The sequence below is a fragment of the Pseudarthrobacter linnaei genome, assembly GCF_055412825.1.
Genome location: NZ_JBVAYX010000041.1, coordinates 1 through 26,045 on the forward strand (window position 1 = coordinate 1; position 26,045 = coordinate 26,045).

Sequence of the window (26,045 nt, forward strand, 5' to 3'; positions counted from 1 at the left end):
AATACGCCGCCACCGCAAGCTCACGCCCGTTCAACGTCGCATCCCCGATCCCGGTCACCCCGTCCTCGGTGGTGATCCGCAGGGTCACGAAGTTACGGGACGGACTGGTCACAAAGACCTCCGCAGCAATGATTTTCACTTTTGGTCCAGGCTTTCCGTGGTGGTCTGAATGCGGTCAAAGGCGGTCGTAGGCGGCCAAAGGCTGCCGGGGAAGCGGAAGCGGCCGGACGGGGCCCTAGCGTTGGGTGGTTCCGCTGGGTGTGGCCCCGAGCAGCGCGAGCTCACCCCGCCGGGGCAGGCCTTCCCAATCCCCGGCAGTGCTGACGGCGAAGGCTCCCGCGAGGGCGCCGCGCTGCAGGCGGCCGGCCACGTCCTCGCCGTCGAGCAGGGCGGAGAGGTAGCCGGCGGTGAAGGCATCGCCGGCGCCGACGGTGTCGATGCTGGTGACGGGCACGGCGGGGGTTTCCCACCGTCCGGAGGCGGTGTGGACCCCGGCGCCTGCCGCGCCGCGCTTGACCACAACTTCCCGGACCCCCCGGTCCAGGAGTTCGGCGGCCATGGCCGTTTCGGCGTCGTCGGCCGGACCCGCACCGGCGGAGCCGGCAACGCCGCCAGCGCCGCCGGAGGCGACCAGGCAGAGTTCGTCGTCGGAGGCGATCAGGATGCTGGCGTGCCGGGCCAGCGGGGTGAGGACGGCACGCGCCTCGTCCCGGGACCAGAGCTTGCTGCGGTAGTTGACGTCGAGGGAAACCTCCAGACCTTCGCCGGCCGCGCGGGCGGCCGCATACTCGACGGCCCGCCGCGCCTGATGGCTGAGGGCTGCGGTGATCCCGGTGAGGTGCAGGACCCGGGCGCCGTTCCGGAAGGCCCGGTCGACGTCGTCCCGGTCCAGGGTGGATCCGGCGGAACCGGCGCGGTAGTAGAAGGCGCGGGTGACGTCGGCGGTGCGCTGTTCGAGGAACATCACTCCGGTGCCGCGGCCGGCGTCCTCACGGTGGTGCACGGCAATGCCTTCGCCGCGCAGCTGCCGCAGGATGAACTCACCCTGCGGGTCGGCGCCCACGACTCCGGCCCAGCCCACCCGGTGGCCGAGCCGCGCGACGCCGACGGCCACGTTCGACTCCGCCCCGGCCACGTGCATGCCCAGGGAACCTCCGGCGGACAGCGGCCCGGCGGACCGCAGCGAGACCATCGATTCCCCGAAGGTCAGAAGCTCAGGAATCCCCGGGACGGGAAGCACAGGGTCGGTACTCACTGCCGGCGCTCCGCGGCGGGCCGGCGGTCGAATTCCGCCGCGAGCGCCACGAAGCCGCGGGCGCGCTCCCGCACCGGGGCCAGGTCCCCGCCCGAGCCGGCGTCCCCGAAGAGCGGTCCGCCCAGGCCGACGGCGACGGCCCCCGCCTCCCAGTAGCCGGCCGCCTCGTCGAGCCCGACGCCGCCGACGGCGATGAAGGGGATCCCGGGGAACGGGTCGCGCAGCGCCTTGAGGTAGCCCGGTCCGCCGATGGACGCGGGGAAGAGCTTGACCGCGGTCGCGCCGCGGGTCATGGCCTCGTAGGCCTCGGTGGGCGTCAGCGCCCCGGCCAGGACCGGGATGCCGCGGGCCGCGGAGGCCTCGATCGATTCGGCCAGCGCCGGCGTGACCATGAACTGCCCGCCGGCATCGGCCACGTACTCGACGTCCTGCGCGGTCAGCACGGTCCCGGCCCCGACGAAGCAGCCGGCCGGGGCGGCCGCCCGGACGTCGCGGATCGCCGCGAGGGCATCGGGGGTGGTCAGGGCGATTTCGACGTAGCGGAAGCCTTCCTCCATGGCCGCGAGGGCCGCCTTCGCGGCGGCACCGCCGTCGGTGCCGCGCACAATGGCGACCAGCCGGGTTTCCCGGATTCCGGCCAGCAGGGCCTCCGGCGTCAGGTCTGTGGTCAGCTCGTCGGTCATGTCGTTCACCATTCTGCGAAGGCTCCGTCGGGGTGCCGCCAGACGGGCCCGCGCCAGGCGTGGCCGCGCTTGTCCGCGGCGCGGACCACGGCCTCGTCGATTTCGATGCCGAGACCCGGGCCGGTCAGGCGTTCGATGTGGCCGTCCACGAACTTCAGCGGGGACTTGTCCACCACGTAGTCCAGGACTTCGGCGCCCTGGTTGTAGTGGATGCCGATGCTTTGCTCCTGGATCAGGAAGTTCGGCGTCGCGAAGCCGACCTGCAGGCAGGCAGCCAGGGCCAGCGGTCCCAGCGGGCAGTGCGGGGCGAGCTGGACCTCGTAGATTTCGGCGAGCGAGGCGATCTTGCGGACCTCGGTGATGCCGCCGGCGTGCGAGAGGTCCGGCTGGGCCACGGCGATGCCGGCCTGCAGCGCCGGCAGGAATTCCTGCCGGCTGTAGAGCCGCTCACCGGTGGAGACCGGCGTCGTGGTGGAGGAGGTGAATTCGCGCAGCAGGTGGGTGTTTTCCGGGACCACGGGTTCCTCCAGGAAAAAGGGCCGGTAGGGTTCCAGCAGCGGCGCCACCCGCCGGGCGTTGGCCAGGCTGAAACGGCCATGGAAGTCCACCGCAACGTCGCGGTGGTCCCCGAGGACCTCGCGGGCGGCGGCGACGCGGCGGACAACGCCGTCGAGCTCCGCCACGGAGGCGATGGGGCTCATCCGGCCGCTGGCGTTCATTTTGACGGCGGTGAGCCCGACCTCGAGCTGCGCACTGATCTGGTCGGCGACCTCGTTGGGCTCGTCCCCGCCCACCCAGCCGTACATCCGGATCCGGTCCCGGACATGGCCGCCCAGGAGCTGGTGCACGGGGGTGTTGAAGTGCTTGCCGGCGATGTCCCAGAGGGCCTGGTCCAGCCCGGACACGGCGCTGGCCAGGATGGGCCCGCCGCGGTAGAAGGAGCCCTTGGTCATCACCTGCCAGTGGTCCTCGATCCGCAGCGCATCGTTGCCGATGAGCAGCTCGGAGAGCTGGCCGACGGCGGTGCGGACCGTTTCGCTGCGGCCCTCGCAGCTGGCCTCGCCCCAGCCGACGATCCCGCTGTCGGTCTCGATCCGGACGAAGAGCCAGCGCGGGGCGACGAGGAAGGTTTCAATCCTGCTGATCAGTGTCATCGTTCGCCTATCCCTTGGTCGCGCCGGCGGTCATGCCGGAGACGATGTACTTCTGCGTGAACAGCGCAATGATCATGATCGGGATGGTGACCACCGTGGCGGCCGCCATCAGTCCGCCCCAGTCGATGCTGGCGTAGGAGACGAAGTCGAAGATCGCGACCGGGAGGGTCTTGGTCTTGGAGCCGGAGAGCACCAGGGCGAACATGAAGTTGTTCCACGAGAAGATGAAGGACAGGATCCCCGCGGTGGCCATGCCGGCTACCGAGAGCGGCAGGGTGATGCGGCGGAAAGCACCGATCGGGGTGAGACCGTCCACCTGCGCGGACTCCTCCAGCTCCAGCGGCAGCGAGTCGAAGTAGCTCATCATGATGTAGACGATCAGCGGCAGCGAGACGAACATGTGGCTGAGGATCAGCACCTCGAAGCCGCCCACCATTTTCAGGTTCGAGAAAACGTAGTACCAGGGCACCAGCAGGGAGACACCCGGGATGACGCGTGCCATAAGGACCACGAGGGCCGAGCGGTGCATGGTGAAGCGGCTCATCGCGTAGGCGGCCGGAACGCCGAGGACCAGGGACAGCGCCGTGGAAACGAAAGCGACCCAGAAGCTGTTGAGGATGAAGACGAAGTAGTTGTTGCGCTGCAGCACGTTCGCGTAGTTCTCGCCCGTGGGGGTGAAGAAGAACGACTTGCCGGAGTCGTAGATGTCCACGTTGGTCTTGAAGGATGCCAGCAGCATCCAGAACAGCGGGGCCACCAGGAAGATTACGACGGCGACCAGGGCGGCGATGCGGAACGCCTTGTAGGCCCGGGTGGCCAGGGGCTTGCGGCGACGCGGGGCCGGCGCTGGCCGGCCGGTGGCGGCGGTCTGGGGTGCAGTCTCGGTGTCTTCTGTGTCTTCGGTGTTTTTGGACAGGCCGGTCATTTGCTTACCGCTTTCTTGCGCATGGTCAGCAGCCACATGGAGCCGATGATGATCATGAAGAACAGGATCAGCACCGCGGAGGACAGCCCGTACTGGTTGTAGTCGAAGCTCAGGCCGTAGGCGTAGACGTTGAGGGTCTCCACCTCGTGGAAGGATCCGCCGCCCTTGCCCTTGGTGGCGTAGAGGATGTCGAAGGTCTTGAGGGCATCGATGCCGCGGAGCAGGATGGCCACGATGACGGTCGGCATCATGAGGGGCAGCGTGATGAGGAAGAAGCGCTGGAAGGCGTTGGCGCCGTCCATCCGGGCCGCCTCATCGGGCTCCTCGGACAGCGAGGTCAGGCCGGCGAGCAGGATCAGCACCACCATCGGGGTCCACTGCCACACATCCATGAAGATCGTGGTGCCCAACGCCGTGTCCTGGCCGGAGAGCCACGGCTGCGGCGGGATGCCGACCATACCGAGGAGCTGGTTGACGAAGCCGATGTTCGGGTCGAAGATCAGCCGCCACATCATGCCAACGGCCACGGGGGTGGCGACGAGCGGCAGGAGGATGGCCACGCGGACCCACTTCTCGCCGCGGAACGGGCGCCAGAGTAGCAGCGCGATGCACATGCCCAGCACCACCTCGCAGACCAGGGCGACGCCGGTGAAGGTCAGCGTGCGTCCGACGGCGGGCCAGAAGCGTTCCCCGTCGGACAGGACCGTGAGGTAGTTCTCCAGGCCGACGAACTCGGAGGCGGCCCGGACGGAGCCCTGCGAATCGGTCAGGCTCAGGTACAGCGTCCAGGCGAGCGGGAAGACGATCAGCACGCCGACGAAGATCATCGCGGGGGCGGCGAACAGCCACTTGCGGTGCCGGTTGGCCCAGGCGGAGAAGTTCTCGCGGGCGCCGTGGGCGCGGCCGGCGTTGCGGCCGGACGGCGGCTCGGACTGCGCGCTGCGGGGCGGGGTCAGTACAGACATGGTTCACCTAAGGAGTCGGGGGTGAAGTGCAGAGCTGCCCGGGAGGGGCGGCGGCCGGGCCGCCGCCCCACCGGGCGGTTGGGTACTCAGGCGCAGGGTGCGCCGGGCGTGCTACTTCTTTTCGCTGTCCAGGAACTTCTGGAAGGCCTCGTGGGCCGCGTCGGCGGCGGCGGCAGCGTCTTCGCCGGTGATGGTTGCAACGATCGGGGCACCCACGATTTCGCGGGCCTTGCCAACCGTGACAACCTCGGGACGGTCGTGGCCGACGCCGTTCTTGGCGCTGGTGGCGATGGCCTCGGCCAGGTCCGCCGGGTAGGTGGAGGTGCCGGCGGGGTCAGACCAGACGGAGGCACGGGGCCCGGGGACGCCGGCCTTCTGGGCTTCCAGGGTGCGTTCCTTGCTGGTGGCCCACTGGATGAACTTCCAGGCGTTGTCCTGGTTGCCGGAGGCCTCGTTGACGGCCAGGCCCCACGACGGAATGTTGTACGGCTTGGAACCGGCCGGGCCGGCGGGCAGGGCGGCGAAGCCGACGGTGTCGGCGACCTTGGACTTGGCCGGGTCGGTGGCGTTCTTGTAGAGCGAGTCGGCCTCGGTGTAGAAGGCGGCCTTGCCCTGGGTGAAGATTGCCATCGCCTCGGGCCAGCTCATGTCGGTGCTGACGTTGGCCGGGCCGTAGTTCCGGATCAGGCCGCCGTAGTAGGCGTAGGCCTCCTTGGCCGCATCGGAGTTGACGGCGGACTTGCCGCTGGCATCCGTGAAGTCGCCGCCGAAGCTGTACAGGAAGCTGGAGAACTGGGTGACGGCGGCGGACTTGCCGGTGCGGGCCACGAAGCCTGCGGTGTCCGGCGAGGAGGCCTTGATGGCCTTGGCTGCCGCTTCGAGCTCTTCCATCGTCTTGGGAACCTCGAGGCCGGCGGCCTTCAGCAGGTCCTTGCGGTAGTAGAGCACCTCGCGTTCGGTAATGATCGGCACGCCGACCACCTTGCCGTCAGCCGTGGTGGCTTTCACCGGGCCCTCCTGGTAGTCCTTCCAGTCCCAGCCGGAGTCCGAGGAGACCTTGGACGTCAGGTCGGCGAGGTAGCCGTTCTTGGCGAATGCTTTGCCCTCCTGCAACGGACGGTACATCATCACGTCGATCTCGTCGCTGCCGGCGTTGAGCTTGACGTTGTACTGGTCCGAGAGCTGGTCTTCGCCGAGCTGGGTCAGTTCGACCTTGAGACCGCTGGACTTCTCGAATTCCGGAATGGCAGCCTTGATGCCTTCGGTCCAGACGTGGTTCGCGAGGGTGACCCGGACGGTGCCGGCGGCTTTGGCGTCGCTGCTGCCGCTGGCGCCGCCGCAGGCGGTGAGGCCCAGCGACAGGACCGCGGCGGCAGCCGCGTACTGCATGATCGAACGTCGCTTCATTACGACTCCCTTGGTTCTTTGAGGGCTGGGCACACTGCCAAGCCGGCCGCAAATGCATCTTTACATCTGCTCTGGAAGCGATCTTAGATAAATAAAGCAGACTTAAACAACCCCTTGCGCCCCACACGTATGATTTGTTTATGAAAACCCCAAAGGCGGAGTCCGCAGCTGACCTGCATTCCGTGCTGGTCCACAACCTGGGACTCGCCATTGCCGAGGGGACCCTCGCGCCGGACTCGATCCTGCGCCTGGACGAACTTGAGGCGCAGCACGGGGTGTCCCGTTCGGTGGTCCGGGAGGCCACACGGGTGCTCGCTTCCAAGGGCATGCTGGAATCGCGGCGCCGGTTCGGCACGGTGGTGCAGCCGGAGGAGTCCTGGAATGCCTACGACCCGCAGGTGATCCGCTGGCGGCTCGCCTCCTCCAGGCGGCTGGAGCAGCTGCAGGCGCTCAACGAACTCCGCGGCGCGATCGAACCCCAGGCCGCCCGCCTCGCCGCCGAGCGCGCCTCCTGGGATGCCGGCAGCGATATCGTTTCCCAGGCCGCGCGGCTTTGGGCGGCGGGCCAGCGCGGGGCACACGACGAATTCCTTCGGCTGGACATCCAGTTCCACGCCGCAGTGCTCAAGGCCTCCGGGAATCCCATGTTTGCCCAGCTGCACAACCTCGTCACTGAGGTCCTGACCGGGCGCACCGAGCACGGCCTGATGCCTCATCTGCCGGACCACAAGGCACTGCAGCTGCACGTGGATGTGGCCAGCGCCATCCAGCGCGGCGAGGCGAACGCGGCACACGCCGCGATGAGCCGGATCGTGGAGCAGTCCACGGAGGAGATGGGCGACATCTGGTCCAGCCACCAGCAGCCCGCCGCACCCGTCCCCGAGCTTTCACCCGCCCCCCAGCCACAACGCGGGGTCACATCGCGCCCATCCCTGGCCGTGGGATAGGCGCGATGTGACCCCGCGTTGTTTGCCTAGCGGCCGCCGGCGATCTTCCGGCTGCGCTGCTCCTGGGCCATCGGCCCGTACGGGTAGACCCCGACGCGCGGCCGGCTCACCTCGCTCAGCCGCATCAGTTCCCCCTCGGTCAGCAGAAGGTCCGCGGCCGCGAGATTGTCGGCGAGCTGTGCGGTGCTGCGGGCACCCAGGATCACCGAGGTCACGGCCGGCTGTTCCGCCAGCCAGGCCAGGGCCACCTGGGCGGCGCTTGCCTCGTGCCGCCCGGCGATTTCATGCACAGCCTCCACGATCTCCCACGTGCGCGGGTCCGCGTTCCTGGCCTTCCACGCCTCCATGCCGCGCTCCGGGTTTTCGCCCAGCCGGGTGGCTCCGGCGGGCCGCTGGTCCCGCTTGTATTTCCCGGAGAGCCAGCCCCCGCCCAGCGGCGACCAGGGCAGCAGCCCGATTCCGGCGTCGAGCGAGGCCGGAACGATCTCGGACTCAATCTCGCGGACCAGCAGGCTGTACTGCGGCTGCAGCGTCACAGGTCCGCTCCAGCCGTGGGCACGGGCCACATGGACGGCCTTCGTCAGCTGCCAGCCCAGGAAATTCGAGAAGCCGTAGTACGCGATCTTGCCGCTGCAGACGGCATCATGCAGGAACCGCAGGGATTCCTCCAGCGGCGTGATCGGATCCCAGGCATGCAGCTGGTACAGGTCGATCTGCTCCACGCCGAGGCGGCGCAGCGAGTCATCCAGCGCGCGGTTCAGGTGCCGGCGGGAGGTGCCGACGTCGTTCGGGGCCTTTCCGGTCGGGAAGCGGCCCTTGGTGGCGAGCACCACGCGGTCCCGGACCTCCGGGCGCGCGGCGAGCCAGCGGCCGATGATCTCCTCCGAGACCCCTGCGGCGTAGACATCGGCGGTGTCGATGAAGTTGCCGCCCGCGGCGAGGTAGTCATCCAGGATGGCGTGGGACTGCTCCTCGGTGGCTTCGGCGCCGAAGGTCATGGTGCCCAGCGCGTAGCTGGAGACGACGGCGCCGCTGGTGCCGAGGGTGCGGTAGTGCATGGGACTCCCCTTCAGTCTTCGGTGGGAGTGGTGCGCAGCGGGTGGTAGTTCCGCCAGCTGTGCTCGGGCGCGTAGCCCAGCAGCCGTTTGGCCTTGTCGATCGAGAGCAGGGTCTCGTGCTCGCCGAGCTCCTTGACCACAGGCGCGTCGGGGAACACCTCCGCGGCGAGGCTGGCGCTGGAGCGGCTCATCACCGTGTCCGCGTTGGCGATGATGAATGCCTCGAACCCCGGGGTGCCGTGCTCGAGGGCGCGGGCGACGGCCTGCGCGCCGTCCCGGCCGTCGATGTAGCCCCAGAGGTTCCACTTGCGCAGCCTGGCGTCGGCATCGAAGCCGGGGAACGCTTCATAGTCCTCCGGGTCCATCACGTTGGAAAAGCGCAGGCCCGTGATGCTCAGCTCCGGATCCCAGCGGGTGAGCTGGACCGCCATCTGTTCCTCAAGGTGCTTCACCAGGGAGTAGGTGCTTTCCGGCCGGGCCGGGTATTCCTCGTCCACCGGGATATAAGGAGGGTCGACGTCGAACGGCAGCCCCAGCACCGTCTCACTGGATGCGTAGACAATCTTCTTGATCCCGGCGCGGCGGGCCGCCTGGAACACGTTGTAGGTGGCCTGCATGTTGTTCTCGAAGGTTGCAGCATCCGGGGCGTGGCCGGGTGCCGGGATCGCGGCCAGGTGCACCACCGCGTCGAACCCCGAGTGCCGGTCCTCAAGGCCCAGGAGCACATCCACCACCTGGCCGTAGTCGCGCAGGTCCACCTCGGTAAATCCGTGCCCGCGGGCGCCGGTGCGGTCCAGGTTGGTGACCTCGTGCCCGTCCTCGCCCAGCCGCCGGACGACGCTCCGGCCCAACTTTCCGCTTCCTCCGGTGACAGCAACTCTCATCAGTACTCCTCGCATCGTGTGGCGTGTGGCGTGTGGCGTGTGGCGTGTGGCGTGTGGCGTGTGGCGTGTGGCCTGTGGCCTGTGTCCCACCCTAGAGGGGGCCGGGGACGGTGCACACCCCCTGGCCGGCCCGCCCGCGAAACCAGGGCCCCGGTGCGGGGTTCCCTTTTCGGCTCCGAGCCCGGCTGCAGGCGCACCCGCGCATGACTTTTGGCCCTAGGCGCGGCCGGGCTGACCGGTCAGGCTGGGGCCATGAACGCTGAACAGCGGATAGTCGTGGGCGTGGACGGTTCGGATTTCTCGACGAAGGCGCTCCGGCTGGCCGGGCGCATGGCTCGCAGCCTGGACGCGCCGCTGGACGTCGTCACCTGCCTGGGGACCTCGGACCGCTTCCTGGCCTCGCACCTGCCCGAAGAGAGCTCCCCCACCACCACCCAGCTCGAGGAGACGGCCAAGCGGCTCGTCGACGAGTCCCTGGAACGTGCCTTCGGCGGCGATGTCCCGGCAGGCCTGACCCGGACCGTGAAATTCGGCCCGCCGGCCAAGGTCCTGGTGTCGGAGAGCCGGGACGCCCAGCTCCTGGTGGTCGGCCGGCGCGGCCGCGGCGGCTTCCTCGCACAGATCATGGGATCAGTCAGCGGCGCCTGTGCGGCCCACGCCCACTGCCCGGTCCTGGTGGTCGGCGATGACGAGGATAAACGCCGGGCGAGGGAATGAACCGCAGCCGGTGGCCGGTGCGGGCCCTCTGGATCCTCACCGGTGTGCTGACCCTCCCCGCCGCGGTGACGGGGCTGCTGTTCCCGGAAATCTACCGGGGCGTCGTGGCAGTGGAGCTCCTGCCCGGCGCGGTGTCCCAGGACCTGATGTCCGCCGTCGCCGGCGTTGCCCTGCCGATCCTGGCCTTCGCCGACCGGCGGGGGTCCCCAAAGGTGCAGCTCGTGGCGCTGGGAATCCTGGGCTACCTGTTTTACGCCTACGGCATCTACTCCATCGAGCGGACGTACAACGGCTTCTACCTGGTCTACCTGGCCGTCTTTGCCCTGTCCTTCTGGGGGATGGTTTACACGGCACTGGAGCTCCGGGCGGACGGCCCGAGGCGGGCGCGGCTGCAAAAGGGCATCCGGGTGCTGTCCGCCTCGGGCGCGCTCCTGCAGCCGCTCATTTTTTATCCGCTGTGGATCGCCATGCTGCTGCCGCTGATGCGGACCGGCGATCAGATCGATTCGCTTTATTCCGTCTTCGTCCTTGACCTGTGCTTCATCATGCCGGCGTTCCTCATCCTCGCCGTCCTGACGTTCCGCGACCGCTGGCCCGGGCTGGTGTTTATGCCCTCGCTGTATCTGCTCGGCTTCACGCTGATCTTTTCCCTGGCCCTGGGGGAATCCTTCAAGCCGCTTTTCAATGTCCCTGTGTCCGCATTGTCCCTGTGGTCCTCGGTACTGCTCTCGGCCTTGTTCCTGTTGCTGGGCGGGCTGCACCTCTGGAAGCTGGACCTGAATCCCGGCGGCGGCGCGGCTCGCCGCACCCGGACTCCCCTGCCCCGCACGGCGGATGCCGCCGACGCCGTTCCCGGCCCGGGTGCGGGCACGGGCTCCAGCCCGGGCGCGGGCTCCGGCTCCAGCCCGGGGAGGTAGGGACCCATGGCACGTCCGCAGGCCGCGGACCGGGTCCGGCCCGCAGAGCGAACCGGACGGCCGGGAAGCATCGTGGGCGGCTTCTTCCTCTTCACCGGCGGGATCCACCTCGGCATCGTGGCCGCCGGCCCGGAGTTCTACCGGTATTTCGCTGACGCGGCCCTGCTGCCTTTCATCACCTCCGCCTGGCAAACCGTCTTCATGGCCAATCCTTCCGCCTGGGGCCTGGCCCTGTCCCTGGGCCAGGTTGCCCTCGGCCTCCTGCTGCTCCTAGGCGGGTCCTGGGCCACCATCGGCTGGGCCGGCGTGATCGCCTTCCATCTGGGGCTCATGCTGTTCGGCTGGGGATACTGGCTGTGGAGCGTCCCCGCCCTGGCGTTCCTTGTCCCGTCGGCCATCGCGCATGGACGCCGCCAGCAAACTCGAGAAGAAAGCCGCATCCGATGAACCGGGCCCCCGCCTTCCTCCGGCTCCGCGGACCGCTGGCTGCCCTGGCGGCGGCGGCGGTCGCCGCCGCCTACGTCCTCGCTGTCCGTCCCCGGATGCTGCGCTGGGGGGCGACCGCCCAGGAGACCGCCGCCCCGCTTCCGGGCGACGAGCTCGTGCGGACGCCCCGGATGCAGAGCACACGGGCCGTCACCATCAACGTGCCGGCCGCGAACGTCTGGCCCTGGCTGGTCCAGCTGGGCGTCGGACGCGGCGGGATGTACAGCTACGACCTGCTGGAGAACGCCGCGGGCCACGGCATGCACAGCGCAGGGCAGATCCTTCCCGAATACCAGCAGCTCGACGTCGGCGATGTCGTCCCGCTGATGTTATGGAAGGGTCCGGAACTGGGGATTCCGGTCCGGCGCGTGGAGGCCGGATCAGTGCTGGGTCTCGGCGGCACGATGGATCCGCGCACCGGGCAGATCAGGGCGTCCGGCGGTGCTCCCGCGGGGCAGCGGGTCGAGCTCGGCTGGACGTTTGTGCTGCAGCCTGTCAACGTGCACGTCACGCGGCTGCTGTCCCGGACTCGCTACGACTATTCCCCGCTGCCCGTGGGGCTGATCCTTCGGCCGGTGCTCGAACCCCTGCAGTTCATCATGGAACGGCGCATGCTCCTGGGCATCAAGTCCCGGGCAGAAGGCCTTCGCCGGTAGCCGGGCGCCAGCTGGTCGCGCCGCGGTCTTCATGACCTTGTGCCCTACGCCGGCTGCCGGCTCGGGAATAGCCTGAGAGTTCAGGGGCGGTGCGCGTCCGCCCGCCTGCTTCCGGGAGGCACAAGGTGAAATCGGCAAACACCAGCATCATCGCCGGCATCGCATTGATGGCGGCCGGAGTCCTATTGCTGCTGGATCTGCTCGGGATTCTGGACAGCGCGGCCATCGTGTGGCCGTTGATTTTCGCTGCGGCCGGGACCGCGTTCGTGGTCCTGTTCGTCCGCAGCCGCGACAACTGGTGGGCCGCCATCCCCGGCTCGGTGTTCCTGGGCCTGGCAGCGGTCATCCTGGTCACGCAGCTCTTGCCGGGCCCGGCCGCGTACTGGGCCGGTGCCTTCCTGTTCCTGTTCATGGGCGCAGGCTTCGGTGCGGTGTATGTGCGCGAACGCTCCAACTGGTGGGCGCTGATCCCCTGCGGGGTGATGCTGACGCTGGCCCTTGTGGTGGCCCTCCCGCCGGCCTGGGAGGGCATGCCGGTTGCCGCCGTGCTGTTCCTGGGCCTGGCTGCCACGTTCGCGGTGCTTTCCCTGGTTCCCGTTATGCCCGAACACCGCGCCGGCCAGCCTGCCGCCGTCGCCGGCCAGCCGGGAGTTGCGGAACCGGCCAGGATGAAGTGGCCTCTGGTTCCGGCCGCAGTTCTGGCCGTGCTGGGGCTGATCTTCGCCCTGCAGGCCACCGCCTTGCTCACCGCGAGCGAGTACTTCGTTCCGGTGCTCCTGGTGCTCGCCGGCGTGGCGCTGCTGGTCTACGCCTACCGCCACCGCACCGGCGGCCACCACAATGTGCATGGGGCCTGACGGATCAGCTGTCCCCGCCCAGTTCGGCCAAGGCCGCCCGCAGGCGTGTCCCTGCGTCGTCCGCCACTTCGCGGACCGCGGGGTGCCCGCTGAGCTGCACCATGGTTTGCGGGTCGATGGCCTGGACCGTCGTCGCAGTGGCGTCCTTTGCGCGGCGCACCACCACGTTGCAGGGCAGCAGCGCCCCCATTTCCGGTTCGGCGGCGAGCGCCCGGCTGGCGAGCATCGGGTTGCAGGCTCCGAGGATTACGTAGTCCCCCAGTGCGTCCCCGGCGTCCTTGCCGAGTTTGGCGGCAAAGGTCGCGCGCACATCAATTTCCGAGAGGATCCCGAAACCCTGGGCGGCGAGCGCGGCACGCGTTTTTTCGACGGCGTCCTCCCAGCTCAGCGGGACGATGGCCGTGTAGGTGTAGCTCATGCTGTTGCTCCTGGAGTGGTCTTGGCCGGCAGAAGGTAGTCGACAAACCAGTCCCTGGCGAGGATGGCTGCCGCGGCCAGCGTACCCGGTTCCTCGAAGAGATGCGTGGCGCCCTGGACCACGGCCAACTGGTTGGGACAGCGCATCATGGACTTCGCCTTGCGGTTGAGCTCCAGCACCTCGTGGTCGTAGCTGCCCACGATGAGAAGGGTGGGCGCCCGGACGGCGGACAGCCTGGGGCCAGCCAGGTCGGGGCGGCCCCCGCGGGAGACGACGGCGTCGATACTGGCGGTTGGTTCGGAGGCGGCCCAGAGCGCGGCCCCGGCGCCGGTGCTGGCCCCAAAGTAGCCGATCGTGCAGGCTGCCGTGTCCTCGCGGGTGGCGAGCCAGTCGGTGGCGGCGGACAGCCGGCGGGCCAGCAGTTCGATGTCGAAGACGTTGGCCCGGTTCCGTTCCTCGGCCGGGGTCAGCAGGTCCAGCAGCAGGGTGCCGAGCCCGGCTTGCTGGAGGACTCCGGCCACATACCGGTTCCGCGGGCTGTGCCGGCTGCTGCCACTGCCGTGCGCGAACAGGACCACGGCGCGGGCCGGCACCGGCAGGTGCAGCTGGCCCTGGAGCCGGACTCCGCGCGACGGGATCTCGGCTTCCTCATCGAACTCCGTGGCATTCTGCACGCTGGCCGCGGCGGGCTCCCGGAACGCGGGCTGCGAGTTCTGCAGCCGCTTGGCCGCGGCGTCGAGCAGCTGCACCACCTCGTCGTCTTCGGTGGGCGAGAAATCGCGGTAGTGGTAGCCGACCGCGGAGAACTGGGGCGGGGTGGCGAGGCAGACCACCTCGTCAGGCTCGGTCAGGCTCCTGAGGGTGTCGGCGGGGGCGACCGGGACGGCCAGGATGACCCTCGCGGCACCAAGCTTCCGGGCGACCCGGCAGGCGACCCGGGCGGTGGATCCGGTGGCGATCCCGTCGTCGACAATGACGGCGATGCGTCCAGTGAGGTCCTGCCGGGTCCGGCCCTTCCGGAACCGGATCACGCGGTTCTCCAGCACGGCGCGTTCGTGGTCTTCGACGGCCTGCAGCTCTGCGTCAGTGACCCGGGCATGGGCCAGCACGTGGTCTTCCAGTACGCGGGCGCCGCCCTCCCCGATCGCTCCCATGGCAAGCTCCGGCTGGTAGGGAAGCCCCAGCTTCCGCACCACGATCACGTCCAGCGGCGCGTCGAGGGCGGCGGCGACTTCGAAGGCCACGGGGACGCCGCCGCGGGGCAGGCCCAGGACCACAACGTCCTGGCCCCGGAACTCTGCGAGCCGCCTTCCCAGCTGCCGGCCGGCGTCGACCCTGTCTTCGAAAATGGTCATCGGTATGGCTTTCCAATCGGGGTGTCGGCCGTGACCTCATCCAGGCGTGCGCTCCGCAGGCTGGGAAATTGACCAGTTGGCCGCTCCTTCCCACTATCTGTCAGGAGGCCCCGGGATGTGAGGGCCTTTGTGCCCGGATTGGCCGGCGCCCCCGCCCGGTCCCCTGCGGGCACTGCCAGGACCAGGACCGGGCGCCACATCCCGGCGCGGTTGGTCCTGCGTTGGGGATTCCGGGCCGGGGGCCGGACCCGGCCGCAGGCACTTCGAGGTCTAGGCCGTGGGCTCGGCGGGGTGCTCGGCCGGGGCCGCCGCCGGCGTCCCGGCGGTCACGTCCAGGATGGTGCGGATCGTGTCCTCGTGGGCCAGTATCCGGAAGTGGCCGGCGGTGTCCAGCTGGATGTTCCGGGCGCCGGGGAGCATGCTCCCTTCCGGGATGTGCGGGTCAAAGAGCCCGTAGACCGAGGTGATGCGCTCGTTGACGCGTTCCTCCCGGGAGAGCTGCACGGTCACGGCATTCCGGGGCGAGAAAGCGCGCAGGCTCGGCAGGAGCATGAATGAGGCATAGCGGGAGCCGGAGAACGGCGAGCAGACCGCCACCATACCGGCAATCCGGCGTTCCGGGTCCAGCTGCAACATCACGAATTTACCGATCAGGCCGCCTTTGCTGTGGGCGACGATCATCGCGTCTGTGAGGTCACGGTCCCGGATGTATCCGGCAATCAGGTGCGCAGCTTTGGGCACCGCGAGCCGGTTCCGGTGCAGCAGGGTCAGCACGTGCACCGGGTGGCCGGCCTGATGAAGACGCCTAACCAGCGGCAGCATAAAGCGCCACTCCTCATAGACCCCGGGAATCACCACCACGGGCCGTGCGGTCCCGCCAAGGAAATCCGTTGCCCTGGTCCGGGCCGCGGCGCTGAGGACCTGGCGGCCCGCGGCGTAGAGGTAGTCCTGGACCCACCACCGGGCGGCCTGCAGGGTCCGGATCACGCCGGGTGCCCCTGGGTAGCCTCTCCGGCCGTCCGGCGGATCCCGGCGAAGTCCAGGATGGCTCCTGCCACTTCCGCGGAGCGGTTGTGCTGCACCACGTGCCCGGTGCCTTCTATTTCGAGCAGTTGCCCCCGGGCTGCGTGCGCGGCCAGACGACGGCACCAGTCAGTGGTGGCCACGGGGTCTTTGGCACCGCGCAGCACGAGGACCGGGGCAGACACCCCTGGAATCTTTTGCTCCGTAGGATAGCCCATCATGACGCGCAGGGTTTTCAGGAACCAGACGGGCCCGCAGCGGAAATAATCCGTGAACACGAGCGCGTTCGAGGACGGGCGTTCGAAGAACAAGCTGTCCCGGCCCAGCGCCAGCGCCTGTTGCACCACGGTGCGGCGCTTCGCATCGACCACCGGTCCCATCAGGACCAGCTGGGAGATCCGGCCGGGCTGCTGCAGCGCCGTTTCGATCGCGAACTGGGTGCCCATCGAGTGGCCGACGAGCACGAACTCCAGGACTCCCAGCTGTTCCAGGGCGCCGAGGATGTAGGTGGCGTGGTCGGCGACTGTGAGGGTGTGCTCCGGCCGCGGCGTGGAGCCGAAGCCGGGCAGGTCGATCGAGTAGGTGTCAACAGATTCGGCCAGCAGCCCGTGGAGCCTCCTGAAATAACGGTGCGAGACGCCGATCCCGTGGATCAGCACGACGGGCGGACGCACCGCCCCGGCGCCGGCTGGGCCGGCTTGGCATGTTGAGACGAAGACATGGCCCAGATGGCCCGCGGCCTCGATCTCAAAACGGTCAGGCCTGCTCATGGTGGGCTCTTCTCTCTTCAGCGCATCTGTTCAGCGCGACTCGTTAGCGCCTAGTAAGCATACTGACAGAACCGGCCGCTCAGTCGTCCCTCTTGTCGCGCTCGCTGAACTCCTCATCGAGGTCGTAGTGCCTGAATTCGGTCTCCGGGTTCGGTTCGCCATCTGCCACGTATTCATGGTCCAGCTGCCGCTGTACTTGGCTGTCGAGGATCTGAAGGTCCTTGTTCCCCACCTCGGTGAGGTCATCCGGGAACTCATCCTCCGGCTTGAGGTGCAACTTCTCGGTCATGGCAAGCCTCTCCTAGCCGGGAATATGGACTCGGATTAGCGGCGTCCCGGCCGCCACCAGAATACTCGCGTCCATCGAAGAGGGGAATACGCCGGCCGGGCGGCGGTGTATCTTGGGCAGTCAGGGCCCACGCCGGGCCCTCACAATTGCACCGGAGCTGCCAGAGCGGGGAGGAACCGATGGGCAAGGAACCCAAGGAGCCAGTTGACATCGTCAAGGACGGCGTCGAGGACGGAGGCCAGGCGGCGGCCGCGCCAGTGGCCCGCGAGGAAGGCCAGGACGCGAGCCCTGGGGGCCCAGGCTCCACCGAGGCCCAGGCGGCAACCGGCGCCAGGGACGGGAACAAAGCCGTCGGCCCGGCGGAGGAAGAGGACGAGCAGTCCTCCGATGACCGCGGGCTCACGACGGATTCCAGCCCGGACTAGGACCCCGGGCAGCCCTGCCCAGCAGCCGGGCAGCCTCAGTCCGCAGCCGGCGCGTGGCCTACTCGGGGCCCATCGCCTGGCCTACTCGGGCCTATCGCGTGGCCTACTCGGCCCCGACGTTGACCAGCCAGTCGGTCCCGAACCGGTCCGTGCACATGCCAAAGACGTCTCCCCAGGGGGCTTTCTCCATGGGTACGGTGACTTGTCCGCCGTCGGCGAGCTTGTCGAAGTAGCCGCGCAGTTCGGCCTCGTCGGAGCCGCTGAGCGACACCGAAATGCTGCTGCCGGGCGTGTAGTCCATGCCGTTGGGTGTGTCCGCGCCCATCAGCACCATTCCCTTGGCCGTGCTCAGCACGGCGTGCATGATCTTGTCCTGCTCGGCAGGATCTTCGCTGGCGTGGTACTCGCCGAAGGTGCTCATGTTCAGTTCTCCGCCAAATACCGACTGGTAGAACGTCATGGCTTCCTTGGCGTTGTCGCGAAAACTCAGGTACGGGTTGAGCGTGGTCATGTCCGGGTCTCCTTGCAGCTGGGGTGCTGGCCAGGGTGCCGTGTGGCCAGGGTGCACGTTACAGGGCATATCCTGCCCCAGATCACCCCGTCAGGGTAGGTGTCGCCGCCCACCCCTTTTCGGTGGCGGCGCCGCTTAGGCCGTCTGGCCGGCGTGCTCGCCCTCCTCGATTTCCTCCAGCAGTTTGTCGTTGAACGCGGGAAGGTCGTGCGGGTTCCGGCTGGTCACGAGACCCTGGTCGACCACGACCTCCTGGTCGCTCCAGGTGGCGCCGGCGTTCAACAGGTCAGTCCGGAGCGTGTGGTAGGAAGTGACCTTCCGGCCGCTGATGACGCCGGCGTCGATCAGCAGCCAGGGGCCGTGGCAAATCGAGGCCACCGGCTTGTGCTGGTCATAGAAGGCCCGGGTGAAGGTCTGGGCGTCCTTGTCGGCCCGGAGATGGTCCGCGTTGACGACGCCGCCGGGGATCACCAGCGCGTGGAAATCGGAGGCATTCGCCTCGGCGACCGTGAGGTCGACGTCGAACGTCTGCCCCTTCTCGGTGCCGTCGTAGCCCTGGAGCTTCCCGCCCTTGGGGGCCACCAGCGTGGGCTCGCCGCCGGCCTCCTTCACCGCGTTCCAAGGGCTGGTCAGTTCCACCTGCTCCACACCGTCCGTGAGCAGAAAGGCGACTTTCTTACCGGCAATGTTGTGCTCTGACATTGGTCCTCCTCTGGCGCCGGGGGAGGATCACGCCAGCCGGTGGACCGGCCGGGATCCTCCGCCCGGAGAGATTGATGCCTTACGGGATCCACTTTAGGAAGCGACAAACTGATAAGCAAGCTGATTATATAGCCGCCTCCGGTCTCCGGTCCTCTGGCCAGCGCATCCCGGCCTCGCTACGCTGGCGGAAGAACTGCTACCGAGAGAAGGCCGTCGTGGACGAACGTCACATCCTGGAACGCATTTCAGCGCTGGTGGAGGAAGAACAGGCGCTCCGCGAGAAGGCACCGTCCTCCTCGCCGGACTACGAGCACGGCCCCGAGCACGCCCGGCTGAAGCGCATCGAAGAGGACCTGGACCAGTGCTGGGACCTCCTGCGGCAGCGCCGGGCCAAGCTGCAGTACGGCGACAATCCTGATGAGGCGGAGCCCCGCCCCGTAAAGCAGGTGGAAGACTACGAGTCCTGAGCCCCGGGCGGGTGCGCGATGTTGATTGGGCTGCTGGGCGACGTCATGCTGGGCAGGCTCGTGAACGAGCGGCTGAGACAGGTAGCCGCCGATTACCCCTGGGGAGACACGGTCTCCGTGCTGCGCCAGGCGGACCTCACGATCGCCAACCTCGAATGCGTCCTGGCAGCCGGCGGGGAGCCGGAGGCCGGGAAGGTATTCCATTTCCGTTCCGACCCCAAGAACGTGGCAAGCCTCCGGTCCGCGGGGATCGGGATGGTGTCACTGGCCAACAACCACGTCCTGGACTACGGGGCCGGCGCCTTCGGCGAAATGCTGCCGGGGCTCGACGCGGCCGGGGTCCTGCATGCCGGTGCCGGCCTGGACGGGGATGCCGCCCGCCGGCCCGCGGTGCGCCGCGTGGCGGGGACCGCCGTCGGCCTCGTTGCCTTCACCGACAACCAGCCTGGCTGGGAAGCCGATGCCGGGCCTGGGATCTTCTACGTGCCGGTGGTGGACAGCGACCGCAGGGTGGCTGACCTGCTGGCCCTGGTCCGGCGGACGAAGGCCCGCGTCGGGCTCCTGGTCGTATCCGCCCATTGGGGGTCAAACTGGGGCTCCGGGGCACCGTCCGAGCACCGCGAGCTGGCGCGGGCGCTCATCGAGGCGGGGGCCGACGTCGTCTACGGGCATTCTCCGCACATCTTCCGTGGCATCGAGGTGTTCCGGAACCGGCCGATCATCTACAGCGCCGGGGACTTTGTGGACGACTACGCGGTGGATCCGCTGGAGCGCAACGACCAGTCGTTCATCTTCCTGCTCGTCACGGACGGGGGCACACCGCTGGGGCTGCGGCTGCACCCGACGCTGATCACCGATTTCCAGGCCCGGTTGGCGGGACGGAGTTCCCGGCAGATCGCGGAACGGATGCAGCGGCTCAGCCGGCACCTCGGGACGGCGAGCAGCTGGGACGCCGCCGGCGGGTTCCTGGAGATTCCGCTGGCCGCCGCGGGCTGAGGCGCCGCGCCGACCTTGTTGTGCCGGGCGGGGCCGGTCGACGACAGCGGGACGCCGCACCGTCGTCGACCGTTACCTCTGGCTTAGCCACCGCGCAGCGGAGCGGGTTATGCTTGAGGTGGACCGCCCTTCAGGGCGTCCCGGCTCAGCAGGGGGCATACGCAGGGCAATAGTGCCCTCACGCCATAAGGCCCGCAAGTGCTCAACCAGCCATTCAATCCACTCCCCCTCGATGAACTCACCGCCGTCTTCGCGCGCATCAAAGGCCTGCTCCTGACCGAGGACAAGGTAGACCGTGCCCTGCAACTGCTCGTCCAGGCCGTCCGGGATGCCATTCCGGGATCAGCCGGGGCCGGAATCACACTGTTCGACGAGCAAGGGCGCGGAAGCAGCACCGCGTCGACAGCACAGCTCGTGGGACAGGCGGACGCCGCCCAGCACGACTTGGGCCAGGGCCCGTGCGTCGAGGCCTGGACGGCAGCATCAACAGTGCTGGTCCACGACGCGGCAGCGGATGACCGGTGGCCGCTCTGGAGCGAGGCTGTCGCGTTGCTGCCCGTCCGCTCCGTCGTCAGCACACCGCTGGCCACCGCCGACGGGCCCATCGGAACGCTGAAGATCTACGCCGCCCTGCCGGCGGCCTATACCGCCGCCACCGGACACCTGCTCGAGAAATTCGCGGTTCCCGCGGCGACCCTCCTCGCCCATGTCCAGGGCTCGGAAACACCCCGGCACCTGAGCGGCCCGCTCAAGGGCGCCCTCGCCGGCCGGGACAACACCAACCGTGCCTGCGGGATCCTGATGGAACGCCACGGACTGTCGGCAGAGGACGCCCTGAGGGAGTTGCTGCGCCGCGCCCGGACTGACGGTACTCCGCTGTCCGTGGTCTGCTCCGGGCTCATCGATGGCTCGCAGTTGCCTGCCGGCAGCTAAGAACCCGGCGCCGGGCTCGGGGCAGGCGTGTGAGAGGGCTTTTTTGTCATTTCCCCGCTGACGGTCAACTGCTCCGCGACCTCGCGAAGTTTGATGTTCAGCTCTGAGCTGGCCCGCGACAGCAACAGGAACGCCTGCTGGGCGGTGATCTTGTACCGCTCCATAAGGATTCCCTTGGCCTGACCGATCAGGTCCCGGGTATCCAGCGCCAGGGTGAGCTGGCTGACCTGCTGGCTGCCGGCGACGGCGACGGCGGCGTGGGCAGCAACCAGCGCCCCGATCCGCTCCGATTCGGCGTCGAAGACGCCCACGTCATTCCCGAAGAGATTCAAGGCTCCGAGGTGGTCCCCATTCACAAAGAGCTGGAAGGAGAGCATGCTCCGCGCTCCGAGCTCGAAGGCCTGCTGCGAGAAGTCCGGCCAGCGCTTGTCCGTGCTGAGGTCGGGAACACCCACAACCCGCTTGTCATAGGAAGCCTCCAGGCACGGACCTTGTCCGGTTTCGCTTTGCAGGGCATCCACCCGGCGCGGCAGATCGCTGGAAGCGGCACGCGATACAATCGTCCCCCGGCCCGTCACCAGGCTGACCGAGGCCTCGGCAGCGTGCGGAACCAGCTCCAGCGCGGCGTGTACGATCCCGGCCAGCACGCAGTCAGCGTTATCCTCGTGCTGGAGTTCCCGGGCAATGTCACCCAGCCGGGTGGCAAGAGCGTCCGCGGTGATCGGCGCCTCGCTGTGAACGCCCTGTCCCGGGGCACCGATGTCCGCTGAATTTGGCACCATCATGGCGCACCCCTTCTACCTGATGTGAACCGCTGCTCTCCTTCGAAATATACCCCCGCGCACGCCACCGAAACCGGACCGGAGACAAAAATCTAATGGGGCGGTCCCACGGTATTAACGGCGCCGTGTGAGACTGGGGCATCGGACTCAATCGAGACTGGCACCCCCTGCACAGCAAGCCCTCCAAGGAGCAGCAGACATGAACAGTCCAGAGCAGAATTCCCCCGGCCCCCGCCACATCCACGAGCAAAGCCAGGGCCGGCCCGATCTGAGCAGCCTCCACGTCCGCGAGGACGTGGCCATCACCGGACTTTGCGGCAACGTCCACCTGCCCACCGGCCGGACCTGTGATGTGCCCGAGCGGCACGAGGGATCCTGCCGCTTCGTTGGTCCCGGGGACGCGGAAAACCTGGCAGTGCGCTAAGCGCCGGGGCGGCGGCGCCGGCCGGGGCTGGTTGCCGGCCAAGCACCGCGCGTACGCTCACGGTGTGGACATTGTCGATTTCCTGTCCGAGCGGATCACCGAGGACGAGGCCGTGGCACGGACCCTTCTCGGCGACCGGACTGTCTCGCAATCCGGGGCCTGGTACGAACAACGCCTTTTGCTCGAATGCGAGGCCAAGCGGCGCCTGATCCACGTTGTGGAATCCGCCCGGCAGGCGGCCCTCGCGTCCCTGGTCAGCGACACGGTTCAGGACGCCGGCTGGATCCCGCAATCACTGGAATGGCTTGAGCAGTCACTGAACGCCTTGGCCCTGCCCTACTACGACCACCCGGACTTCGACCAGGACTGGCTCCGCACCTAGGCCCACCGCCTGACCAGGGCCGCTTGGGCCAGTCGCTCGACGCTCCCCGGGTCCGGCGGTTGCCTCGTTCCTGCCGCTGGCCATTTCCAAGTAATGCCAAAGGTCCGTGTGCAAGAGACAGTGCCGGGCCTAAGCTAGGACCGGGGGCGTTCAGCAGCGTAGACGCTTAAGGGAGGCCACTATGTTTAGCCACGTCCGCCGTCCAGGATCATCACGGGAACCAGTGCGTGTAGCCGCGGGGGCTCACCGGAATGCCGGGACCGCCGCTCCACCGCCGAACATGATGTCAAGGTTCCGGCGAATCGTGGGCGGCCTCGCAGCGCTGAGCCTGGCCGTGGCCGGAGGCCTTGTCGCTGCGGTCCCCTCGACCGGCGCCGAGCAGGAACAACGCTACATCGTGGTCCTCAAGGACGGCGTGGTTGACGCCGGGGCAGCGGCCGCGACACAGCAGGGCAGCTACGGTCTTTCCGTTTCCACGGTCTACCGGGCCGCCGTGAGCGGGTACGCCGCCACCATGACGGCATCCGTCGCGGCCCGCCTCACTGCTGACCCGGGCGTTGACTTCGTCACTCTGGCCCGGGAATTCGAGGAGCCCCCAGCCCCCGAGCCGGGCACCCAGGTGGAACCGCTCTGGTGGCTGAGGATCGGCGGCTCTGCCCCTGCTGCCCCGGAGCCCGACGCCGGGACGGATCCCGTCGGCGTCAACGTGGCCGTGATTGACACCGGCATCGACGGAAGCCATCCCGACCTCAATGTGCGTGGCGGCATCGACTGCTCCACCGGGTCGCCGGTCAAGGTGGACCCCACGGATGGCGTTGGACACGGGACCTTTGTGGCCGGGGTCATCGGAGCAAAGGACAACAACGAGGGCGTCATCGGGACGGCACCGGGAACCCCGCTGTGGTCCGTTCGCGTAAATGACGACGCCGGTGTGATCACGGAGGAAATGCTCATCTGCGCCATCGACTGGGTGACGTCGACGCGCAAGGACACGGACCCGAAAAACGACATTGAGGTGGCCAACATCAGCATCGGTGGTCCGGGTGTCGAAACCGACGACTGCGGCAAAGGCACGGATCCGATGCACTACGCCATCTGCCGCTCGGTCAAGGCCGGAGTCGTGTACGCCGTCGCCGCCGGAAACTCCGGTCAGGACTTCGCCGGCACGGTCCCTGCCACGTACGACGAGGTGCTGACCGCCACGGCGATGGCAGACTTCGACGGAAAGCCTGATGGCCTCGAGGCCCCGGTTTGCGGGGCCGAGGACTGGTCTGCGGTGGGGCAGTTGGATGACCGTCCGGCGCTCTTCTCCAACTACGCCAGCAAGTCCAGGGACAGGGCCCACACCATTGCCGGCCCCGGGGTCTGTGTGACCTCCACAGCGCCGGGCGGCTATTCCGTGGCCCACGGAACCAGCTTTGCCAGCCCCGCCGTCGCCGGCTCCGTGGCGCTGTGCATCGGCTCAGGGGAGTGCGAGGGTTCGGGCGAGGACGTGATGGCCCAGTTCCTGGACATCACCGCCTCGTACAACAAAAAACACAGCGACTTCGGCTTCGAGGGCGACCCGCTGCGCCCGATCGATGGGCAGTACTACGGTTATCTGACCCAGATCGCACGGTACTGAACCGGGTCGCGGCCACGGGCCAAGGGCCACCAGCCCGCTAGAAACCGGACCGGAACCGCCGCCACCACCGACGACGAATGCGGTCCGGTTCCTGCCGCGCTCCCAGTTCCGCGACGACGGCGGCGCGGGCCGCACGGCGTTCCGCCCAGAGTCGCACCTCAGACTCAACGTCGCGGGTCTTGGTGATGACCGGCGGACCGCCCTGCAGCTGCCGTCTGGCATCGATCACGCGGGCGTTGAAATCTCCCAGGAGTTGGCGGACCTGCGCTTCGGAGCGCTGCTCGTCGATCCGGTCATCGAGCCCGGCGTCCTCGGTGCGGAGCAGGATGGCCCGGGGACCCATCCCGGTGATGTTTTCGCGCTGTATCAGGCCCTTGACCCACCAGTCGGGGTCGTACTTCTCCCCCAGCCCGGGGATGGGTTTTCCGGCGTATTTAAGATGGTCGAATTTGCCCTGCGCCATGGCGTCGCGGATGAGGTACTCGGCTCTGGCTGCGTCGTCGAATTTTGCGCGCAACTCCCGTTCCGTCTCATCGGCAGCGGCCAGCTCCTCCTCTTCCTGGACCGTCATTCCGCTCACCCGGAGGGAGCGGAGTTCCGCTGCCCGCTCCACCCGGCGCCGGAACGACCCGTTTGTCCCGCCCCCCATGGATTCCCACCCTTCCTGTCAGCGCGGCTATGCACCGTGCTTCCAGTATGCGAATCAACGCCCCGGCGGCCAAGGACGAAAAGCCGGGGCGCGACTTTCCGGAGGCTGCGGAGCAACGTTCGCGAGACGGAACGAGCTCCGAACTCTTGGACAGCCTTGCCCGGGCACCACCCACCGACAAAGAGTCAAGGGCAAGATCGCGGCGATGGCGCCACGTAGCAGCGATGCGCGGTCCCGTAACCACACGGTCACGGTCTTCGAGGGCGCCGATGATGCCTGCGAAGCCACAGCGGCGGGCATAGCCGCCAACTTCGATCAGGTGGCTTCCCTCCAGGGAAGGCCGCTAGGGGGTACGGGTGCCGAACCGGCCACGACGGATTCGGAGCCTCCGGCGAGTCGGCGGCCACGGACGTACCCTGCGGCGGTGAATGCCAGAACGGCCACGTAGGCCCCGGCCCGGCGCAAGCCCTCGGGGTCAGCGCCCCTGCTCCAGTCCGCCAGAGCGGAAACGACCGCCCGGGGCAAGACGCTGCGCACGTAGCGCCGCTCGGGGCCGAGGGCCCTTTTATGGCCCACCACGTGGCTGACCTGGGCTTTGGAAATGCCTTCGGACCAGGAGCGCTCCAGCATGTATCGGAAGGTTCCCCGCTGTACGGGGACGTGGTGACGCACCATGGCTGCCGGCTCGTACACGACGCGCGACCCCGGGGAGCCAATAGCAGCGCGGATGCAGATTTCGGTTTCTTCGCATCCCAGCGGTTTCGTGCCCTGGCGTCCGAGGGAGAGATTGAAGCCGCCAACCTGCTGGAGCACCTGAAGCCGGAAGGACATGTTGGCGCCGATGACATTGCGCACTTCGGATGCCACTTTCGGCATGCCGCGGTGGCTGCAGCCGACAATCCAGTCAAGTTCCGGGCCGAAGTGGCCGGGCCGGCCGCCTTCCCAGACAGGTTCGACCTTGCCGCCCACGGCCAGTACGTCGGAATCGTCGTAGAGGGCCGTTAGCTTTTCGAGCCAGTCCGGAGCCGCCACGGCGTCGTCGTCCAAGAACGCCACAATGTCGGAGGTGGCCAGCGCTACACCCGTGTTTCGGGCTCCGGAAAGCCCTTGAAGGCCCGTGCTCTCCACCAGGGTGACGTCCTGCATGGCGGCCACCAGCCGCTTGTACAGGTCCTCATTGTGGTCCACCACAACTATCACTTGTTTGGGCCGGAGAGTCTGGGCGTGGACGGAGTCGATGACGTCCATCAGCTGGTCCCAGCGCTGCTCGGTATAAGAGCAGATAACCACCGACGCGGACGGCCGGAAATTGAAATCGAGCACTTTAGGCTCCTTTCGCCATGGTGATGACGCTTAGCGGATCGGTGGGTGTGCGGGCAAAACG

Annotated in this window: 31 protein-coding genes and 1 pseudogene; 13 read left to right on the plus strand and 19 right to left on the minus strand. The window is 68.2% G+C overall.

The annotated features are described in order from the left end of the window. From ACZYZ3_RS19365 to ACZYZ3_RS19395, 7 genes and pseudogenes are all read right to left on the minus strand, one after another. Positions 1 to 139 (minus strand): annotated as a pseudogene (locus ACZYZ3_RS19365) (bifunctional D-altronate/D-mannonate dehydratase); the annotation flags it as partial. A gap of 96 nt (positions 140 to 235) precedes the next feature. After that, complete coding sequence (locus ACZYZ3_RS19370; protein ID WP_463965412.1) at positions 236 to 1,255, minus strand: sugar kinase; 1,020 nt, start codon at positions 1,253 to 1,255, stop codon at positions 236 to 238. Beyond that, positions 1,252 to 1,938, minus strand: a complete 687-nt coding sequence (locus ACZYZ3_RS19375; RefSeq protein WP_463965413.1) for a bifunctional 4-hydroxy-2-oxoglutarate aldolase/2-dehydro-3-deoxy-phosphogluconate aldolase — start codon at positions 1,936 to 1,938, stop codon at positions 1,252 to 1,254. Before ACZYZ3_RS19375 ends, ACZYZ3_RS19370 begins: the two co-directional genes overlap by 4 nt. A gap of 5 nt (positions 1,939 to 1,943) precedes the next feature. Beyond that, entirely contained in the window at positions 1,944 to 3,092 is a 1,149-nt protein-coding gene (dgoD, locus tag ACZYZ3_RS19380) for a galactonate dehydratase (protein ID WP_463965414.1), read from the minus strand. Positions 3,093 to 3,099: 7 nt separating this feature from the next. Continuing rightward, the gene (locus tag ACZYZ3_RS19385) at positions 3,100 to 4,017 is read right to left on the minus strand and encodes a carbohydrate ABC transporter permease (protein ID WP_463965415.1); all 918 of its coding nucleotides are present in this window, start codon (positions 4,015 to 4,017) and stop codon (positions 3,100 to 3,102) included. Then, entirely contained in the window at positions 4,014 to 4,982 is a 969-nt protein-coding gene (locus tag ACZYZ3_RS19390) for a carbohydrate ABC transporter permease (protein WP_463965416.1), read from the minus strand. Before ACZYZ3_RS19390 ends, ACZYZ3_RS19385 begins: the two co-directional genes overlap by 4 nt. A 111-nt stretch (positions 4,983 to 5,093) precedes the next feature. After that, positions 5,094 to 6,389 carry an ABC transporter substrate-binding protein gene (locus tag ACZYZ3_RS19395; RefSeq protein WP_463965417.1) on the minus strand — a complete coding sequence of 432 codons (1,296 nt, stop codon included), beginning with the start codon at positions 6,387 to 6,389 and terminating at the stop codon, positions 5,094 to 5,096. 140 nt (positions 6,390 to 6,529) lie between these two features. Between ACZYZ3_RS19395 and ACZYZ3_RS19400 the strand changes: the two genes are divergently transcribed. Beyond that, entirely contained in the window at positions 6,530 to 7,336 is an 807-nt protein-coding gene (locus tag ACZYZ3_RS19400; protein WP_463965418.1) for a FadR/GntR family transcriptional regulator, read from the plus strand. Between the two features lie 26 nt (positions 7,337 to 7,362). Here the strand turns inward: ACZYZ3_RS19400 and ACZYZ3_RS19405 are convergent, their stop codons facing one another. Further along, entirely contained in the window at positions 7,363 to 8,394 is a 1,032-nt protein-coding gene (locus ACZYZ3_RS19405; protein WP_463965419.1) for an aldo/keto reductase, read from the minus strand. 11 nt (positions 8,395 to 8,405) lie between these two features. Beyond that, positions 8,406 to 9,278, minus strand: coding sequence for an NAD-dependent epimerase/dehydratase family protein (locus tag ACZYZ3_RS19410; protein ID WP_463965420.1), 873 nt, complete (start codon positions 9,276 to 9,278; stop codon positions 8,406 to 8,408). A gap of 252 nt (positions 9,279 to 9,530) precedes the next feature. On the opposite strand from ACZYZ3_RS19410, the gene ACZYZ3_RS19415 reads away from it, so the two are divergent. The 5 genes from ACZYZ3_RS19415 to ACZYZ3_RS19435 all read left to right on the plus strand — a co-directional run bounded on the left by ACZYZ3_RS19415 (position 9,531) and on the right by ACZYZ3_RS19435 (position 12,911). After that, entirely contained in the window at positions 9,531 to 9,995 is a 465-nt protein-coding gene (locus ACZYZ3_RS19415; RefSeq protein WP_463965421.1) for a universal stress protein, read from the plus strand. Further along, positions 9,992 to 10,912: a hypothetical protein gene (locus tag ACZYZ3_RS19420; protein ID WP_463965422.1), complete on the plus strand. Its 921-nt coding sequence runs from the start codon at positions 9,992 to 9,994 to the stop codon at positions 10,910 to 10,912. Before ACZYZ3_RS19415 ends, ACZYZ3_RS19420 begins: the two co-directional genes overlap by 4 nt. Positions 10,913 to 10,918: 6 nt before the next feature. Next, positions 10,919 to 11,359 (plus strand): hypothetical protein, encoded by a 441-nt coding sequence (locus ACZYZ3_RS19425; RefSeq protein WP_463965423.1) that lies wholly within the window; start codon positions 10,919 to 10,921, stop codon positions 11,357 to 11,359. Continuing rightward, positions 11,356 to 12,054, plus strand: a complete 699-nt coding sequence (locus ACZYZ3_RS19430; protein WP_463965424.1) for an SRPBCC family protein — start codon at positions 11,356 to 11,358, stop codon at positions 12,052 to 12,054. The genes ACZYZ3_RS19425 and ACZYZ3_RS19430 overlap by 4 nt, the downstream gene beginning before the upstream one ends. A gap of 125 nt (positions 12,055 to 12,179) precedes the next feature. Beyond that, positions 12,180 to 12,911: a hypothetical protein gene (locus ACZYZ3_RS19435; protein WP_463965425.1), complete on the plus strand. Its 732-nt coding sequence runs from the start codon at positions 12,180 to 12,182 to the stop codon at positions 12,909 to 12,911. A gap of 4 nt (positions 12,912 to 12,915) precedes the next feature. On the opposite strand, the gene ACZYZ3_RS19440 is transcribed toward ACZYZ3_RS19435, so the two are convergent. The 5 genes from ACZYZ3_RS19440 to ACZYZ3_RS19460 form a co-directional block, all read right to left on the minus strand. Continuing rightward, positions 12,916 to 13,329, minus strand: coding sequence for a DUF302 domain-containing protein (locus ACZYZ3_RS19440; RefSeq protein WP_463965426.1), 414 nt, complete (start codon positions 13,327 to 13,329; stop codon positions 12,916 to 12,918). Then, a complete protein-coding gene (locus ACZYZ3_RS19445) occupies positions 13,326 to 14,684 on the minus strand; it encodes a phosphoribosyltransferase family protein (protein WP_463965427.1) in 1,359 nt (452 codons plus the stop codon). Before ACZYZ3_RS19445 ends, ACZYZ3_RS19440 begins: the two co-directional genes overlap by 4 nt. Positions 14,685 to 14,954: 270 nt before the next feature. Next, the gene (locus tag ACZYZ3_RS19450; RefSeq protein ID WP_463965428.1) at positions 14,955 to 15,671 is read right to left on the minus strand and encodes an esterase/lipase family protein; all 717 of its coding nucleotides are present in this window, start codon (positions 15,669 to 15,671) and stop codon (positions 14,955 to 14,957) included. Next, positions 15,668 to 16,477, minus strand: a complete 810-nt coding sequence (locus ACZYZ3_RS19455) for an alpha/beta fold hydrolase (protein WP_463965429.1) — start codon at positions 16,475 to 16,477, stop codon at positions 15,668 to 15,670. The genes ACZYZ3_RS19450 and ACZYZ3_RS19455 overlap by 4 nt, the downstream gene beginning before the upstream one ends. Before the next feature lie 79 nt (positions 16,478 to 16,556). Further along, on the minus strand, positions 16,557 to 16,766 hold the full coding sequence (locus tag ACZYZ3_RS19460) for a hypothetical protein (RefSeq protein WP_463965430.1): 210 nt from the start codon (positions 16,764 to 16,766) through the stop codon (positions 16,557 to 16,559). Between the two features lie 179 nt (positions 16,767 to 16,945). Between ACZYZ3_RS19460 and ACZYZ3_RS19465 the strand changes: the two genes are divergently transcribed. Further along, on the plus strand, positions 16,946 to 17,191 hold the full coding sequence (locus tag ACZYZ3_RS19465; protein WP_463965431.1) for a hypothetical protein: 246 nt from the start codon (positions 16,946 to 16,948) through the stop codon (positions 17,189 to 17,191). Between the two features lie 103 nt (positions 17,192 to 17,294). On the opposite strand, the gene ACZYZ3_RS19470 is transcribed toward ACZYZ3_RS19465, so the two are convergent. Together ACZYZ3_RS19470 and ACZYZ3_RS19475 are read right to left on the minus strand one after the other, a co-directional pair. Next, on the minus strand, positions 17,295 to 17,702 hold the full coding sequence (locus tag ACZYZ3_RS19470; RefSeq protein WP_463965432.1) for a VOC family protein: 408 nt from the start codon (positions 17,700 to 17,702) through the stop codon (positions 17,295 to 17,297). A 135-nt stretch (positions 17,703 to 17,837) separates the two neighbouring features. Next, positions 17,838 to 18,404 carry a type 1 glutamine amidotransferase domain-containing protein gene (locus ACZYZ3_RS19475; RefSeq protein ID WP_463965433.1) on the minus strand — a complete coding sequence of 189 codons (567 nt, stop codon included), beginning with the start codon at positions 18,402 to 18,404 and terminating at the stop codon, positions 17,838 to 17,840. A 215-nt stretch (positions 18,405 to 18,619) separates the two neighbouring features. Here ACZYZ3_RS19475 and ACZYZ3_RS19480 point away from each other — a divergent pair, with 215 nt between their 5' ends. The 3 genes from ACZYZ3_RS19480 (at position 18,620) to ACZYZ3_RS19490 (ending at position 20,800) form a co-directional block, all read left to right on the plus strand. After that, positions 18,620 to 18,871: a DUF2630 family protein gene (locus ACZYZ3_RS19480; RefSeq protein ID WP_463965434.1), complete on the plus strand. Its 252-nt coding sequence runs from the start codon at positions 18,620 to 18,622 to the stop codon at positions 18,869 to 18,871. 18 nt (positions 18,872 to 18,889) lie between these two features. After that, positions 18,890 to 19,867 carry a CapA family protein gene (locus ACZYZ3_RS19485; RefSeq protein WP_463965435.1) on the plus strand — a complete coding sequence of 326 codons (978 nt, stop codon included), beginning with the start codon at positions 18,890 to 18,892 and terminating at the stop codon, positions 19,865 to 19,867. A gap of 198 nt (positions 19,868 to 20,065) precedes the next feature. Further along, positions 20,066 to 20,800 carry a GAF and ANTAR domain-containing protein gene (locus tag ACZYZ3_RS19490; RefSeq protein WP_463965436.1) on the plus strand — a complete coding sequence of 245 codons (735 nt, stop codon included), beginning with the start codon at positions 20,066 to 20,068 and terminating at the stop codon, positions 20,798 to 20,800. On the opposite strand, the gene ACZYZ3_RS19495 is transcribed toward ACZYZ3_RS19490, so the two are convergent. Then, entirely contained in the window at positions 20,797 to 21,585 is a 789-nt protein-coding gene (locus ACZYZ3_RS19495) for a GAF and ANTAR domain-containing protein (RefSeq protein ID WP_463965437.1), read from the minus strand. The genes ACZYZ3_RS19490 and ACZYZ3_RS19495 overlap by 4 nt on opposite strands. Before the next feature lie 196 nt (positions 21,586 to 21,781). Here ACZYZ3_RS19495 and ACZYZ3_RS19500 point away from each other — a divergent pair, with 196 nt between their 5' ends. The 3 genes from ACZYZ3_RS19500 to ACZYZ3_RS19510 all read left to right on the plus strand — a co-directional run bounded on the left by ACZYZ3_RS19500 (position 21,782) and on the right by ACZYZ3_RS19510 (position 24,012). Continuing rightward, positions 21,782 to 22,006 (plus strand): hypothetical protein, encoded by a 225-nt coding sequence (locus tag ACZYZ3_RS19500; protein ID WP_463965438.1) that lies wholly within the window; start codon positions 21,782 to 21,784, stop codon positions 22,004 to 22,006. 64 nt (positions 22,007 to 22,070) lie between these two features. After that, complete coding sequence (locus ACZYZ3_RS19505) at positions 22,071 to 22,388, plus strand: DUF6221 family protein (RefSeq protein ID WP_463965439.1); 318 nt, start codon at positions 22,071 to 22,073, stop codon at positions 22,386 to 22,388. Positions 22,389 to 22,692: 304 nt separating this feature from the next. Further along, positions 22,693 to 24,012, plus strand: a complete 1,320-nt coding sequence (locus ACZYZ3_RS19510) for a S8 family peptidase (protein WP_463965440.1) — start codon at positions 22,693 to 22,695, stop codon at positions 24,010 to 24,012. 37 nt (positions 24,013 to 24,049) lie between these two features. On the opposite strand, the gene ACZYZ3_RS19515 is transcribed toward ACZYZ3_RS19510, so the two are convergent. Next, complete coding sequence (locus ACZYZ3_RS19515; protein ID WP_463965441.1) at positions 24,050 to 24,661, minus strand: DnaJ family domain-containing protein; 612 nt, start codon at positions 24,659 to 24,661, stop codon at positions 24,050 to 24,052. 315 nt (positions 24,662 to 24,976) lie between these two features. Continuing rightward, positions 24,977 to 25,984 (minus strand): glycosyltransferase family 2 protein, encoded by a 1,008-nt coding sequence (locus tag ACZYZ3_RS19520; protein ID WP_463965442.1) that lies wholly within the window; start codon positions 25,982 to 25,984, stop codon positions 24,977 to 24,979. Positions 25,985 to 26,045 lie beyond the last annotated feature (61 nt).